The organism is Acidovorax sp. A79, from assembly GCF_041154505.1.
In the GTDB taxonomy this organism is placed as follows: domain Bacteria; phylum Pseudomonadota; class Gammaproteobacteria; order Burkholderiales; family Burkholderiaceae_C; genus Acidovorax.
In genome coordinates this window covers 5,456,360-5,471,213 of record NZ_AP028672.1, presented here as the reverse complement: position 1 = coordinate 5,471,213, position 14,854 = coordinate 5,456,360, and the positions used below count along the sequence as shown (strand labels likewise).

Below are 14,854 nucleotides of genomic sequence, written 5' to 3'. Positions count from 1 at the left end.
CTATCAGCGCTTTCCACCAAAGCGCTACAGGCCTCAAAGACCAAGCTAGACCCGGCTGTGCAGCGATGCCGGGCTGGTGTGGCGTGCGAGGCGGGCCTCCGTGCGTTCCAGCACATGGCGGGCCATGGCCTGCGCCAGTGCCTCGTCGGCCAGAAACACCGTGCTGTCGCATTCCTGCGCCAGCCTGCGGGCCTCGTCCCCGCTATGGCTGCGCACCACGGTTTCGATGTGGGGATTGAGGGTGCGCGCGGTAGTGATGATCTGGCGCACATTGAGCGTGTCCGGTGTTGCGATCACCAGCATCGCGGCCCGTGCGATGTGGGCCTGGATCAGCACCGCGGGGTCCACGGCGTCGCCAAAGACCGCCGCAATGCCCGCTTCCCGCAATGACTCCACCAGTTCACGGTTCTGCTCCGCCACGACGAATGGAATGTCATTGGCAACCAGCACCTGTGCCACGCGGCGCCCCACCCTGCCATAGCCCACCAGCACCACCTGCCGAGCGAGATACCGGGCGTCGGTGCTCATGGGGAGCTCCGCGAGCGGATCGTCCCGCTGCTCCAGCCGCCGCGCCAGCTCCGAGCGAGCGCGCAGCCAGGTCTGCAAGGGAGCAATGGCGTGGAACAGCATGGGGTTGAGCGCCATCGAAATCAGTGCCCCCGCCAGCACGAGGCTGGCCCCTTCAGGTGGCAGCAACCCCAGCGAAGAACCCAGCGCCACCAGGATGAAGGAGAACTCCCCGATCTGGGCCAGGCTCGCGGACACCGTGAGGGCGGTATTGAGCGGATAGCGAAATGCCAGGACCAGCGCGGCCGCGGCCAGCGTCTTGCCCAGCATGATGATCGCCACCACCGCCAGCACCTGCACCGGGCGGTCCCATAGCACGGCCGGGTTGAAGAGCATGCCGACGGAGACGAAGAACAGCACGGCAAAAGCGTCGCGCAACGGCAGGGATTCTTGCGCGGCCCGGTGGCTGAACTCTGATTCACGCATCACCATGCCGGCAAAAAAGGCCCCCAGCGCAAACGAAACCCCAAACAGGGCCGCTGAGCCAAAGGCAATGCCCACGGCGGCCGCCACCACGCACAGCGTGAACAACTCCCGCGAGCCCGTGCGTGCCACCTGCCAGAGCACCCACGGAAACAGGCGGCGCCCCACCAGCAGCATCAACGCGACAAAGCCGCCCACCTGCAGCAGCGTCCATCCCAGGGCCTGCCACAGTGCCGCGCCATCCACATCCTTCGCCGCGGCGCCATCGGGTCCGCTGCCGCCCAGCCAGCCGGCAAGCGGCGGCAGCAAGACCAGCACCAGCACCATGGCCAGGTCTTCCACCACGAGCCAGCCCACGGCAATGCGGCCTGTGTGGCTGTCCAGAATACCCAGGCTTTCAAGGGCACGCAAAAGCACCACCGTGCTGGCCACCGACAGCGCGAGGCCAAACACCAGGGCGCCGCCCAGCCCCCATCCCCACCAGGTGGCCAGCGCCATGCCCAGCGCGGTGGCCACCATCATCTGCACCACAGCCCCGGGCACGGCGATTTTTCGCACGGCCAGCAGATCCCCCAGGGAGAAATGCAGGCCGACGCCAAACATCAGCAGCATCACACCAATTTCTGCCAGCTGGCTGGCCATCGCTGCATCCGCCACAAAACCGGGTGTAAAAGGTCCGATCACCACCCCCGCCAGCAGATACCCGACCAGCGCGGGCAGCCGCAACCGCGCGGCCACGAAACCCAGCGCCAAAGCAAGCCCCAGCGCAGCAGCAATGGTGTGTATGAGCGTGACGCTGTGGGGCATGGTGTGGCCAGATCGAGGAAATGGATGGCGAGCGCGTGTGGCCTCGTTATAACCGCATCCGCCTTGCCCCTGCTACCACCGCATCAGCGCGGGCGGGTCTGTGCAGGGCAGCACTGGCCACGGGTTATGATCCACGCTCTGCGCCATCGCGCGGTTGCGGAAGATTTCCGCAAGGCAAGTAGGCCCCCGTGCGCCAAAAGCCCATCTCCATCTATCTGCCCGTAGCTCAACTGGATAGAGCAATAGCCTTCTAAGCTATAGGTCGGGGGTTCGAGTCCCTCCGGGCAGGCCAGCTTCCTTTACAGGCCAGGTGCTGTACCAAGCCCCTCTGCAAAAAGCAGGGCACAGGCCACAAAGGCATCCATGCGGTTTCGCACCCACCTGCCCGGGCAGCCCCATGCCCCGGACAGCGTTAACCACTATCGGTTGGGCTGAGGAACTGCCGCGTAGTTCATGGCAATGGCCTGCACCACCGCTCCGATCAAGGCGCCATCTCCCGCGCTCTGGGGTAGAACCTCGCGCACGATCTGGACCGCATACTCCAGTTGCTCCTTGGCAAGGGCTGCGGACATGGCGTTGCCACGCTTTTCACTGGGCGACGCATCGCGGATCAAAAGGCTCATGGAAGGCTCCGAAAAGGAATGAAGGCACAGTATGCGCTGTGCCACAAGATCTGCGGCAACCACTGAGGCCTTCAGCCACCAAGATGCCCCCGCCTGGGGCGCGCTGGTGACCGAGAACTCCATTGCGGGCCTCAAAAGCAAAAAAGCGCTGCAACTATCGTTGCAGCGCTTTTGCATGTTTGGGGTGGCTGATGGGGCTCGAACCCACGACAACAGGAATCACAATCCTGGACTCTACCAACTGAGCTACAGCCACCGTAGCTTTGTATTATAGCCTGGGATTTTCATCCCACGGCCAATTTGATCAATTTTCTGCGGTAGCTTGTGCCAGGGCGGACGGACGAGGCGCCTTGATCTCTGCCTTGAAGCGCTTCTTCAGCATCTCGTAGTACGCCTGGCCCTCGGCCGATGCCCACCATTGCAGGTATTGCTGACGTTCTTGCTGGGCACGCTGCGCATCGGGGGCCTGGCGTGGCACCACACGGTTGACCTTCACCACCGCGTAGCCTTCAGCTCCCAGGTCCACGCCAGTCCAGGCCGGCAGGGGTTCCGTGGGTGTGTGCAGCGCTGCATCAATCACCGGCCGGGGCAGGCTCTGCACCTGCTCGCGTGAAATCTGGACAGGGGCGCTCAAGCCACTGGCGCTGGACGGAGTCGCCTTCCACGCTGCCAGCTTGGCTTCGCCTTCCTTGCGCGCCAGCTCCGACGCCTTCTGCCCAATGTAAAGCTCCCGCACGCGGGCGCGAACTTCTTCCAGCGGCAGTGTCCTGGCGGGGGTGTACTGCACCACGCGGCCGGCTGCCATCTGGCTGGGCCCGACTTCCACGGCTTCGGTATTGCGCTTGTTCTGCAGCGAGTCCGAAGAAAACAGGGCTTCGAGGAATTTGGCATTGGCCAGCGGGCCAGCCGCACCGGGCGCGGGCGTGCGGGTGATGCCGGATGCCGTCTGCACCTTCAGCTTGAGCTTGTCGGCCACCGGCTTGAGGCTGTCAGCCTGCTCGTACACACCATTGGTGAACGCTTCGGCCACTTCCGCGAACTTGCGCTGGGCTTGCTGCTGCTTGAGCTCCGCCTCCATGGCGGGGCGCAGCTCTTCGAAGGAAGGCTGGCGGGGCGCCTTGATGTCGGTCAGCTGAATGATGTGGTAGCCGAAGTCTGTTTCCACCACATCGCTGATGTCGCCCTTCTTGAGCGCAAAGGCCGCGTCTTCAAACGGTTTGACCATGGCGCCACGCCCAAAGAAATTCAGGTCGCCGCCGCCCGTGGCCGAACCCTTGTCGTCCGAAGCTTTCTTGGCAACCTCCGCGAACGTGGCGGGCGCCTTGCGCACTTGTGCCAGCAGTTCGGTGGCGCGGGCCTTGGCCTTCTCGCGGTCGGCCGAAGAGGCCTCCTTGGGGGCATTGATCAGGATGTGGCTGGCACGGCGCTCTTCCTTGCCTGCCATGCGCGCCACGTTTTCCTTGTAGTAGGTGCGCAGATCATCCTCATTGAGCGTGATGCCGGAACGCACGCTGTCGAGGTCCAGCACCACGTACTCCACCGCGGCCTGCTCCAGTTGCTGGAACTGGGCGGAGTGGGTCTTGTAGTACGCCTCCAGGTCCGCATCCGTGGGCACCACCTTGCCGGCGAAGTCCGTGGACTTGAAACGGGCCACCTGGACTTCGCGCTGCTCGTACAGCGAATCCAGCGCGACCTTGACCTGGGCATTGGTGCCGAACACCGAACCCATCACGCCGCCAAGGACCTGGCTGGTGGAAAGATCACGCCGTACGTTCGCCTCGAAGCCTTCGGGTGTCAGGCCTTGCGTACCCACCAGGGCCCGGTAAGCCTCCGCATCGAGCGTGCCGTCCGCGCGCTTGAGCCCGGCGATCGCGGGGATCTCCTGCAGGCTGCGGGCCAGGCGCGAGTCGCTCGTCACCAGATGCATCTCCTTCGCGGCGGCGGCCAGTACCCGGTCGCGCACCAGCCGCTCCAGCGTGGCATAGCGGGCCTGCGGCGAGTCCAGGAGCTTGGGATCGACCGAGGGAGACTGCGCGCGCATGCGGTCAGTCTCCATGCGATGTGCGTTGTCCCAGTCGGTCTGGTTGATCTTGTTGCCATCGACGCGCGCGACCACAGGGCTCTTTTCAGAGAAGTAGTTGCTGTCAATGCCCACCAGCACAAACGATGGAATGATCAGCAAGAACAATAAGACCATGACGATCTTGGAGTGCTTGCGGATGGATTCAAACATGGTCGATCTTTCAGAAGGCAAAAAACAAAAGGCGAACTTGCGTTCGCCTTTGTTCGGTGATGGTGGGTCCTGACGGTCTCGAACCGCCGACCTACTCCGTGTAAAGGAGCCGCTCTACCAACTGAGCTAAGGACCCCACCTAAACTGATCCTCAGTTCAAGGCATCTTTCAATGCCTTGCCAGGACGAAACTTCGGAACTTTAGCAGCTTTGATTTTAATCGTTGCGCCCGTGCGGGGATTGCGGCCCGTGCGGGCAGCGCGCTTGCCGACCGCAAAAGTGCCGAAACCGACGAGCGAAACGGTGCCGCCCTTCTTCAGGGTCTTCTTGACGGCCTCGATCGTGGATTCCAGGGCACGAGCAGCAGCGGCCTTGGAGATGTCGGCGTTGGTAGCGATGTGCTCAATCAGTTCGGTTTTGTTCACAAGAAGCCTCTCGGAAAAGAGTTGATGGAATGTCTCGCGGATATCTGGTCTTCACACGTCCGAAAGCACAGCCAAGGGCTGGTTGAAAACAGACGGGGGAATGACTGGCATACACAGCAGTGGCTGCTGCATCAGATTAAAGCCATCGAGTTTCCGGGTGTCAATACAACACGCTGCTTTGGAGCAGCGTTGCGTCGAATTCTAGTCGTATTTCACGCTGCGACAGGGCTTGTGGGGCGTTTTTGTCTCAAACATGCCGTATGGGCAGCATTCCGTATTGACACCCCAGTTCCAGCACTGCACGGCGGGCTGAAACACGTTGCCGAGCACCGGAATGCAGGGCGTCGGCGGGGTGACAAGAAGTACGCGGCCTCCGCCCCCCAGGGAGTCGGCGCCCCGGCCAGGGCGCGCGCCGAAAGGGGGCGGAAAGTCGGGCCTGGCCCAGCCCATGGCGCCTGCGGCCCACGGTTCCATGTCACTTCACGCGCGCGCGGATCTCGGGCAATGCCTTTTGCAGGTAGTAGACCATGGACCAGACCGTGAGCACGGCGGATGCCCAGATGAGCCAGGTGCCCCACACCCCGGTGTCGATCATTCCGAACAGACGCCCGTCGTACAGCAGGAACGGGATGGCGATCATCTGCACCGTCGTCTTGACCTTGCCGATCATGTGCACGGCCACGCTCTTGCTCGCGCCGATCTGCGCCATCCACTCGCGCAAGGCCGAGATGGCGATCTCGCGCCCGATGATGATGAGCGCAACGAATACATCGGCGCGCTGCAGATGGACCAGCACCAGGAGCGACGCGCAGACCAGGAACTTGTCGGCCACCGGATCCAGGAAGGCGCCAAAGGACGAGGTCTGGTTCAGCTTGCGGGCCAGATAGCCGTCCAGCCAGTCGGTGGCGGCAAACACCACGAACATCACGGTGGCGATCAGGTTGCGCGTGGCGGGGTCCAGCGGCGCATAGAACACCCCCACGATCAAAGGTATCGCGACGATGCGCGTCCAGGTCATCAAGGTGGGGATAGTCCAGAACATGGCGGCGATTGTGTCACGGCGGCACCGGGAACTCCGGGTGCGCCGCGATCAGCACGGCGTCTAGCGCAATGCGCGGTAGATTTCCTCGGCGAGCTCGCGCGAAATGCCGTCCACCGTGGCCAGGTCTTCCACGCTGGCCGATGCCACGCCCCGCACACCGCCAAAGCGCTGCAGCAGCCGGGCGCGCTTCTTGGGGCCCACTCCGGCGATCTCCTCCAGTTGGCCCCCGCCCACGCGCACCTTGGCGCGCGCCGCGCGCATGCCGGTGATCGCGAAGCGGTGGGCCTCGTCGCGGATCTGGGCCACCAGCATCAGCGCGGCCGAGTCCTTGCCCAGGTAGACCTTCTCGCGCCCGTCGGCGAACACCAGCTCCTCCAGCCCCACCTTGCGTCCTTCGCCTTTTTCCACGCCCACGATGCGGGTAAGGTCCAGCCCCAGCGCGGAGAACACCTCGCGCGCCACGCCCACCTGGCCCTTGCCGCCGTCGATCAGCACCAGATCGGGCAGGCGGGCCACGCCCCGGGGCTGAACGGGCTCGCCGGCCCCTGGCGCCGGGTTGGCCGCAAAGTCGATGCCCCCCGCCTCGCGCGCGGCTTCGGCCACCTTGCTGTAGCGGCGCGTGAGCACCTGCCGCATGGCGGCGTAGTCGTCGCCTCCGGTGATGCCTTCGATCTTGTAGCGGCGGTATTCGCTGCTCTGCATCTTGTGGTGGTGGAACACCACGCACGAGGCCTGGGTGGACTCGCCGGCCGTGTGCGAGATGTCGAAGCACTCGATGGTGAGCTGGTCCAGGTCCTCGGGCGGCAGGTCCAGCGCTTCGGCCAGGGCGCGCGTGCGCGCCTGCTGCGAGCCCTCTTCCGCCAGCAGGCGCGCCAGCTGCAGGTCGGCGTTCTTTTGCGCCATGTCCAGCCAGGCGCGCCGCTGCTCGCGGGGCTGGTGCACGGCGGTCACGCGCAGGCCGCACTGGTCCCCCAGGGCTTCCAGCAGCGCCTTGTCCACCGGCTCGCTGGTGACGAGTACCGGGGGCACGGGCACGCCGATGTAGTGCTGTGCAATGAAGGCCTCGAGCACCAGCACCTCCACGCGGCGGGCGACGCGGTTGGGGGTGGCGTCGTCGGCGCCTTCGCCCCCCTCTTCCTCGAACACGGCCGCGGCGTCCTCCACATGCACGGGGAAGTACGGGCGGTCGCCCAGATGCCGCCCGCCACGCACCATGGCCAGGTTCACGCAGGCACGGCCGCCCAACACCCGCACGGCCAGGATGTCCACGTCCTTGTCATGAGCGGTCTCGATGGACTGCTGGTGCAGCACGCGCGACAGCGCCTGGATCTGGTTGCGCACCTCTGCGGCCTGCTCGAACTCAAGCTGGCCGGAGTGCGCCATCATGCGCGCCTCCATGGCCTGCAGCACCTCCTGCGTCTCGCCGCGCAGCAGGGCCTCGGCATGCGCAACGTCGGCGGCATAGGCTTCGGGCGATATCAGGTTGACACACGGCCCCGTGCAGCGCTTGATCTGGTACAGCAGGCAGGGCCGCGTGCGGTTGGCGAACACCGTGTCCTCGCAGGTGCGCAGGCGGAACACCTTCTGCAGCAGCTGGATGGACTCCTTCACCGCCCAGGCGCTGGGGTACGGGCCGAAGTAGCGGTGCTTCTTGTCCACGGCGCCCCGGTAGTACGCCATGCGCGGAAAAACCTGCGAGGGCGAATCCCCGCGGCCCGCCCCGGCAGCCCCCGGCGTGCCGGTGATCTTGAGATAGGGGTAGCTCTTGTCGTCGCGGAACAGGATGTTGAACTTGGGGTTCAGCGTCTTGATCAGGTTGTTTTCGAGCAGCAGCGCCTCGGCCTCGGAGCGCACCACCGTGGTCTCCATGCGCACGATCTTGCCGACCATGTGGCCGATGCGCGTGCCGCCATGGTTCTTGGTGAAGTAGCTCGAGACGCGGCGCTTGAGGTGGCGCGCCTTGCCCACATACAGCAGCGCGCCCTGGGCGTCGAAATAGCGGTAGACACCGGGCAGCGCGGGCAGCGCAGCCACCTGCGCCAGCAGTTCTTCGGAATGCACATCAGACATGCCGCATATTGTGGCTGCGCGCAGGACAGCGCACAGCCACCTCCACCCGGCATGCTACAGAAATAATAGCTACTGGCGCTTTTCAATCAAGCGCCGAAGGCCAATTTGATCCTTATTCCGCTTCGATCTTCGAGGTCTTCACCACCGAGGCCCAGTTGGCCAGGTCGGCCTTGACCTTCTCGCCCAGCTGCGGGGGCGACTGGTAGTCGGCCGTGGCGCCCTGCTCCTGGGCCTTCTGCTGGAAGGCCGGGTTCTGCACCACGGTGCGGATGTCGGCCGTGAGCTTGTCCACCACGGCCTTGGGCACGGCGGCCGGGGCGAACACCGCGAACCACGAGGTGGCATCGACCTTGGGGTAGCCCGCCTCGGCGGTGGTGGGCACGTCGGGCAGGCTGGGCAGGCGCTGCTTGCCGGTCACGGCCAGCACGCGCAGCTTGCCGCTGGCGATGTGGGGCATGAACGGGGGCGCGGTGCCGAAGGTCAGGTCCACCTGGCCGCCCAGCAGGTCCTGCAGCGCGGGGCCCGTGCCCTTGTAGGGCACGTGCACCATCTTCACGCCGCCCTGCTGCTCCAGCATGGCGCCGGTCACATGCTGCAGCGAGCCATTGCCCGACGAGGCGTAGTTGAGCTTGCCCGGGTTGGCCTTGGCGTAGGCGATGAGCTCGGCCAGCGTCTTCACGGGCAGGTCGTTGCGCACCACGATGATCTGCGGGGCCGAGATCACGTTGGCCACGGGTTGGAAGTCGCCTTGCTCCCACTGCTTTTGCCTGGTGATGTGGGGCGAGATCACGTGGTAGCCGGAGTACTGCATCAGCAGCGTGTAGCCGTCGGCCTCGGCGCGCTTCACGGCGGATGCCGCGATGTTGCCGTTGCCGCCGCCCTTGTTGTCCACCACCACCGACTGGCCGAGCACGGGCGCCAGCGCCTGCGCCAGCATGCGGGCCGACAGGTCCGTGGTGCCGCCGGCGGCGGTGGGCACCACCAGGGTCACGTTCCTGGACGGGTAAGCGCCCTGCGCCCCCACGCTGCCAACACAGCAGGTGCCCAGGGCCGCGAGGGCCAGGATGGTGAATTGTTTGCGGGTTGTGTTCATGAACGCGATGTCTCCGTTGTCGTTGTTGCGAAGGGTTTGACCCCCAAAAAAGTGAAAAGCCGAAAGGGGCGGCGGCCGCCCATCAATCGACCGTCGCCCCCGTGTCCTTGACGACACGGCTCCACTTGGGCAGATCGGATTGCACCAGCGCGGCCAGCTGCGCCGCCGTGCCCTTGAAGGGCTCGCAGCCCACGGTGGCCAGCTTGTCCACCACGTCCTTGTGCTCCAGCGCGCGGGTCACCTCGGCCTGCAGCAGCGCCACGATGGGCGCGGGCGTGCCGGCCGGGGCAAACAGCGCGTACCAGGGCGCCTGGCCAAAGCCCTTGAGGGTTTCGCCAATGGTGGGGGCATCCGGCAAGGCCGCCACGCGTTTTTCATTGACCACGCCCAGCACCTTGAGCTTGCCCGCCTTGATGAACGCAATGGCCGACGGCAGGCTTTGCACCGACAGCGGCACCTGTCCGCCCACCACGTCGGTGGCCGCCGCCGCCGAGCCCTTGTAGGGAATGTGCTGCAGCTGGATGCCGGCGGCCTTCTGCAGCATCTCGCCGATCAGGTGGTTCAGCGTGCCATTGCCGGCCGAGGCGATCGAATATTTGCCGGGGCTGGCCTTGGCCAATGCGACCATTTCAGCCACCGTGCTGGCGGGGAAGGATGGGTGTGCCACCAACACATAGCCCGCCGTGGCCACGGGCGCCACGGGCGCGAAGTCCTTGACGGGATCGAACCCCGGGTTCTTGTACAGCGCGGGGCCGATCACATGGGCGCTGTCGGCCGTGAGCAGCAAGGTATAGCCATCGTTGCGCGCACGGGCCGTGGCGCCCGTGGCCAGCGTGCCGCCCGCGCCGGGGCGGTTGTCCACGATCACGCTCTGGCCCAGTTGCTCGCCGAGCTTTTGCGCCACCACGCGCGCAATGGCGTCGTTGGCGCCGCCCGCCGCCTGGGGCACCACCACGGTGATGGGCTTGGAGGGGTACTTGTCCTGCGCGCCCGCGGCCAAGGCGGCGGAGCACAGCACGGCGGCGGTAAAGATGCGGCGGGACAGCGGGGTGTGAAATGTCATGGCGTTTGTCTCCTCGTGTTATTGGGGTAATGCGGGCTCGCCCGTGTTCAGCGGGCAAGCGCCCTTTCGCGGATCGCCTCGAAATCGGCAGGCACCGGGTGCAGCGCCAGGCGCGGACCCGCCTTGGCGATCTGGCTGGGAATGTCGTGATCGATGAGCGCAGGCAGTTGCCGCGCCACCGCCACGAGTTGCGCCAGATCCACCCCGGTGTCATAACCCATCAGCGCCAGCGCATGCACGATCTCCTCGCTGCACACATTGCCGCTGGCGCCCGGCGCATAGGGGCAGCCGCCCAGGCCGCCCAGCGAGGCATCGAACCGGTCCGCACCCGCGTCAATGGCCGCCAGCACGTTGGCCAGCCCCATGCCACGCGTGTTGTGGAAATGCAGGGTGAACTCCACACCCGGCCAGCGCGCGCGGGCCGCCGCCGTGAGCTCGTGCACCTGCGTGGGATAGGCCATGCCCGTGGTGTCGCACAGCGTGATGCCACGCACGCCCCGATCCACAAAACGCTGCACCCAGCCGAACGCATCGGCCTGGGGCACGTCACCTTCCATGGGGCAGCCAAACACACACGACAGCGACACATTCACCGCCACGTTGGCGCCCTGCGCCAGGGCCACCACCTGCGCCAGCGCCGCGAACGACTGTTCCGGCGTCATGCGCAGGTTAGCCAGGTTGTGCGTGGCACTCACCGACATGACGAGATTCAGCTCGTCCGTGCGCGACTCGATGGCGCGCTCCGCACCGCGCAGATTGGGCACCAGCGCGGTGTAGACCGTGCCAGGGCGGCGCGTGATCTCGCGCATCACGACCTCGGCATCCTTGAGCGCGGGAATGGCGGTGGGCGATGTGAACGAAGTCACCTCGATCTTGGCCAGACCCGCTGCCGACAACGCATTGCACAGCGCGATCTTGTCGGCCGTGGGCACAAAGGCCTTCTCCATCTGCAGGCCGTCGCGCAGGCCGACTTCCTGCATGTGGATGCGGCGGCCTGCGCCCTGCCACACCGTATTGGATGCACTCATTGAATCACCCCCTTGCTGCGCAGCAGCGCAATCTGTTCGGCCGTGAGGCCTGCCTCGGCCAGCACCGCATCGGTGTCGTCGCCCAGGTGCGGAGCGCTGCTGCGGATGCTGCCCGGCGTGGCCGAGAGCTTGGGTACGATGCCGGGCACCTCCACGCTGTAGCCGTCGCGCGTCTGTTGCGTGAGCAGCATGTCGCGGGCGCGGTAGTGCGGGTCTTGCGCAATGTCCTTGGCGGTGTAGACCTTGCCGGCGGGCACGCGGGCAGCGCCCAGGGCGTCCAGCACCTGCTGCACCGTGCGCTGCGCGCTCCAGGCGCCGATGGCGGCGTCGATTTCTTCCACGCGGGCCACGCGGCCGGTGTTGTTGGCCAGGTCGGGCGCGGCGCCCAGGTCGGGCCGACCAATCGCGTCCATCAGGCGCTTGAAGATGCTGTCGCCATTGCCCGCCACCAGCACCCAGCCGTCGGTACAGGGGTAGGCGTTGGACGGCGCGATGCCCGGCAGCGCACTGCCCGCGGCCTCGCGCACGGCACCGAAGGCGCTGTATTCGGGGATCAGGCTTTCCATCACGTTGAACACCGCCTCGTGCAGCGCCACGTCGATCACCTGGCCTTTGCCGCCGTTGACCTTGCGGTGGTACAGCGCCGTGAGCACGCCGATGGTGCCGTGCAGCGCCGCCAGCGTGTCGCCGATCGACACGCCCACGCGCACCGGCACGCGGCCGGGCTCGCCCGTGAGGTGGCGCAGGCCGCCCATGGCCTCGCCAATGGCGCCAAAACCGGGCAGGTCGCGGTACGGCCCCGTCTGGCCGTAGCCCGAAATGCGCAGCATGACCAGGCCGGGGTTGAGCGCGTGCAGCTCCTGGGGCGACATGCCCCAGCCTTCGAGCGTGCCGGGGCGGAAGTTCTCGACGAGCACGTCCGCCTCGGCGATGAGCTGGCGGGCGATGTCCTGGCCTTCCTTCTGGCGCAGGTCCAGCGCCACCGAGCGCTTGTTGCGCGACTGCACCTGCCACCAGACGGAGGTGCCTTCCTTGATGAGGCGCCAGTTGCGCAGGGGGTCGCCTGTCTCGGGGGCCTCGATCTTGATCACATCGGCGCCGAACTCGCCCAGCGTCTTGCCGCAGAAGGGCCCGGCGATGAGCTGGCCCATTTCGATGACGCGCACGCCTTGCAGCGCGGCGGGGGAAGCAACGGAATCCATGGAAATACATTCTCCTGCGGCCTCGCTCCGGGCCGGTGTGCGCGAATCATGCGCAGCACGCGCGGCGCCGTAAATCGCTCAAGCACGAAGCTGCCATCGCAAACCAGCATGGCGGGGTACCATCCACGGTCCATGAAACTCGACCCCGTCTCCCTGCGCCTGTTCGTGGCCGTGATGGAAGAAAACACCATCGCCGCCGCCGCCGCGCGCGAGCACCTGGCCGCCTCGGCCGTGAGCCGCCGCCTGGCCGACCTGGAGGCGGCCCTGCGCGTGGAGCTGTTCACCCGCAGCAACAAGGGCACCGAGCCCACCGCCGCCGCGTTCGCGCTGCTGAACATGGCACGGGGCGTGCTCAACGACCTGGACGGCATTGCCACGCAGATGCATGACTACGGCACGGGCGTGCGCGGCCATGTGCGCGTGGTGGCCAACATCTCGGCCATCACGCAGTTCCTGCCGGCCGAGCTGCAGAGCTTCATGGCGCTGCACCCGCAGGTGGATGTGCGCCTGCAGGAGCAGATCAGCAGTGCCATCGCCCATTCCGTGGCCGAGAACGCGGCCGACGTGGGCATCCTCAACGAAGGCCACTACGGCGAGCGCGTGACGCTGCTGCCCTACCGCACCGACGAACTGGTGCTGGTGGTTCCCACCGGCCACGCGCTGGCGCGCCGCAAGGCGGTGCGGCTGGCCGATGCCCTCCCGTTCGACTTCGTGGGTGCCCACCCCAACAGCGCCATCAACAACCAGTTGGCCCGGGCGGCCTCCGCGGCGGGGTTGCCCCTGCGCCTGCGCATCCAGGTGACCAGCTACGACGCGCTGTGCCTCATGGTCAACGCCGGCCTGGGCGTGGGCGTGATGCCGCGCGGCAGCGCCGCGCTGTACCAAGGCAAGCTGGCCGTGCGCACCCTCACGCTGAACGAGCCCTGGGCGCACCGGCGGCTGGCGCTGTGCGTGCGCTCGGAAGAGGCGCTCTCCAGCGTCGCCCGGCTGCTGGTCGATCACCTGCGCAGCCCCCCGCCATCCACCCCCGCCCCATGACCCAGTCTTCCGCCCCCCTGCAGTGGGACGTGTTCTGCCGCGTGATCGACAACTTTGGCGACATTGGCGTGTGCTGGCGCCTGGTGGCGCAGCTGGCCGGCCTGGGCCACCGCGTTCGGCTGTGGGTGGACGACGCCTCGGCCCTGCAATGGATGGCTCCCACAGGCTGCCCCGGCGTGGAGCTGCGCGCCTGGGGCTCGCCACCGCCCGGCCCCGGCGAGCCGCCGCCCGATGTGATGGTGGAAGCGTTCGGTTGCGATATTGCTCCTGAATTCATAGCTTACAGCGCTTGCCAGGCAAGCGCCATGAGCCCAAAGCACCCAAAACCGGTCTGGATCAATCTGGAATACCTGTCGGCTGAAAGCTATGTGGAGCGCCATCACAGGCTCTCCTCGCTCCTCTCGTCCGGCCCCGCTGCCGGCTGGACACGCTGGTTCTTCTATCCCGGCTTCACCCCCGGCACGGGCGGGCTGCTGCGCGAGCCCGGCCTGATGGCACGGCGCGTGGCGTTTGACCGCAGCGCCTGGCGTGCACGGCACGCGTCTGCGTTCGGCCTGGGCCATGGCGGCCCAGAGCAGCGCTGGGTTTCGCTGTTCTGCTACGAACCCGCCGCCCTGCCTGAGCTGCTGCGCCACAGCCAGGCACAGCCCACGCAGTTGCTCGTCACACCCGGTCGCCCCACCGCCGCCGTGCGGGCAGCGCTGGCGGAAGACAGCGCCAAGACGACGAGCCAAATTGACCGCCAGCCCTTGTCCGACAAGCGCGAGCAGCTCTCCATTTCATACCTGCCCCACCGGCCCCAGCCCGCCTTCGACGAGATGCTGTGGGCCTGCGACTTCAACGCCGTGCGGGGCGAGGACTCGCTGGTGCGCGCACTCTGGGCCGGGCAGGCGCTGGTCTGGCAGATCTATCCCCAGCACGACAACGCACACCACGACAAGCTGCGGGCGTTCCTGGACTGGCTGCAGGCGCCGCCTTCGCTGCGGCGGTTTCATGCCACCTGGAACGGACTGGACCAGGCTGCGCTGCAGTGGCCCGATGACGCCACCCTGGCGGAATGGACCGCGTGCATCCAGGCGGCCCGTGCACGGCTGCTGACGCAGGACAATCTCGTCGCACAGCTTTTGGGCTTTGTCGCTGAAAAACGGTAAAATCCAGGGCTTTGCGCAAAACAGGGGCGGCACACCGGTGTCCAGCCCTGGCGCATTCCCGCCGCGGAACATGCATCGGCAGGGCAAAAC

General features: G+C 66.4%; 12 protein-coding genes and 3 tRNA genes. 3 read left to right on the top strand and 12 right to left on the bottom strand.

All coding sequences use genetic code 11. The features are described 5' to 3' along the window. Positions 1-45: 45 nt before the first annotated feature. Complete coding sequence (gene ybaL, locus ACAM51_RS25280) at positions 46-1,797, bottom strand: YbaL family putative K(+) efflux transporter (protein WP_218294245.1); 1,752 nt, start codon at positions 1,795-1,797, stop codon at positions 46-48. Between the two features lie 215 nt (positions 1,798-2,012). Between ybaL and ACAM51_RS25275 the strand changes: the two genes are divergently transcribed. Beyond that, positions 2,013-2,089: transfer RNA gene (locus ACAM51_RS25275), tRNA-Arg, on the top strand. 127 nt (positions 2,090-2,216) lie between these two features. On the opposite strand, the gene ACAM51_RS25270 is transcribed toward ACAM51_RS25275, so the two are convergent. The 11 genes from ACAM51_RS25270 to ACAM51_RS25220 form a co-directional block, all read right to left on the bottom strand. After that, positions 2,217-2,420, bottom strand: coding sequence for a hypothetical protein (locus ACAM51_RS25270; RefSeq protein ID WP_369642248.1), 204 nt, complete (start codon positions 2,418-2,420; stop codon positions 2,217-2,219). Positions 2,421-2,600: 180 nt separating this feature from the next. Then, positions 2,601-2,676: transfer RNA gene (locus tag ACAM51_RS25265), tRNA-His, on the bottom strand. Positions 2,677-2,724: 48 nt separating this feature from the next. Beyond that, complete coding sequence (locus ACAM51_RS25260; RefSeq protein WP_369642247.1) at positions 2,725-4,653, bottom strand: SurA N-terminal domain-containing protein; 1,929 nt, start codon at positions 4,651-4,653, stop codon at positions 2,725-2,727. Between the two features lie 60 nt (positions 4,654-4,713). Next, positions 4,714-4,789 (bottom strand) — tRNA-Val (locus ACAM51_RS25255). Between the two features lie 15 nt (positions 4,790-4,804). Next, positions 4,805-5,077 (bottom strand): HU family DNA-binding protein, encoded by a 273-nt coding sequence (locus ACAM51_RS25250; RefSeq protein WP_008906675.1) that lies wholly within the window; start codon positions 5,075-5,077, stop codon positions 4,805-4,807. Between the two features lie 475 nt (positions 5,078-5,552). Then, positions 5,553-6,119: a CDP-diacylglycerol--glycerol-3-phosphate 3-phosphatidyltransferase gene (gene pgsA, locus ACAM51_RS25245; protein WP_218294243.1), complete on the bottom strand. Its 567-nt coding sequence runs from the start codon at positions 6,117-6,119 to the stop codon at positions 5,553-5,555. Positions 6,120-6,179: 60 nt separating this feature from the next. Then, positions 6,180-8,189 carry an excinuclease ABC subunit UvrC gene (uvrC, locus tag ACAM51_RS25240; protein ID WP_218338932.1) on the bottom strand — a complete coding sequence of 670 codons (2,010 nt, stop codon included), beginning with the start codon at positions 8,187-8,189 and terminating at the stop codon, positions 6,180-6,182. 112 nt (positions 8,190-8,301) lie between these two features. Beyond that, positions 8,302-9,282: a tripartite tricarboxylate transporter substrate binding protein gene (locus ACAM51_RS25235; protein WP_218294241.1), complete on the bottom strand. Its 981-nt coding sequence runs from the start codon at positions 9,280-9,282 to the stop codon at positions 8,302-8,304. An 82-nt stretch (positions 9,283-9,364) separates the two neighbouring features. Continuing rightward, positions 9,365-10,345 carry a Bug family tripartite tricarboxylate transporter substrate binding protein gene (locus ACAM51_RS25230; RefSeq protein ID WP_369642246.1) on the bottom strand — a complete coding sequence of 327 codons (981 nt, stop codon included), beginning with the start codon at positions 10,343-10,345 and terminating at the stop codon, positions 9,365-9,367. Positions 10,346-10,392: 47 nt separating this feature from the next. Continuing rightward, on the bottom strand, positions 10,393-11,373 hold the full coding sequence (locus tag ACAM51_RS25225; RefSeq protein ID WP_369642245.1) for a hydroxymethylglutaryl-CoA lyase: 981 nt from the start codon (positions 11,371-11,373) through the stop codon (positions 10,393-10,395). Continuing rightward, positions 11,370-12,575, bottom strand: a complete 1,206-nt coding sequence (locus tag ACAM51_RS25220; RefSeq protein ID WP_369642244.1) for a CaiB/BaiF CoA transferase family protein — start codon at positions 12,573-12,575, stop codon at positions 11,370-11,372. The genes ACAM51_RS25225 and ACAM51_RS25220 overlap by 4 nt, the downstream gene beginning before the upstream one ends. Before the next feature lie 132 nt (positions 12,576-12,707). Here ACAM51_RS25220 and ACAM51_RS25215 point away from each other — a divergent pair, with 132 nt between their 5' ends. Together ACAM51_RS25215 and earP are read left to right on the top strand one after the other, a co-directional pair. Next, a complete protein-coding gene (locus tag ACAM51_RS25215; RefSeq protein WP_218294237.1) occupies positions 12,708-13,613 on the top strand; it encodes a LysR family transcriptional regulator in 906 nt (301 codons plus the stop codon). After that, complete coding sequence (earP, locus tag ACAM51_RS25210; protein ID WP_369642243.1) at positions 13,610-14,764, top strand: elongation factor P maturation arginine rhamnosyltransferase EarP; 1,155 nt, start codon at positions 13,610-13,612, stop codon at positions 14,762-14,764. The genes ACAM51_RS25215 and earP overlap by 4 nt, the downstream gene beginning before the upstream one ends. Positions 14,765-14,854: the final 90 nt, after the last annotated feature.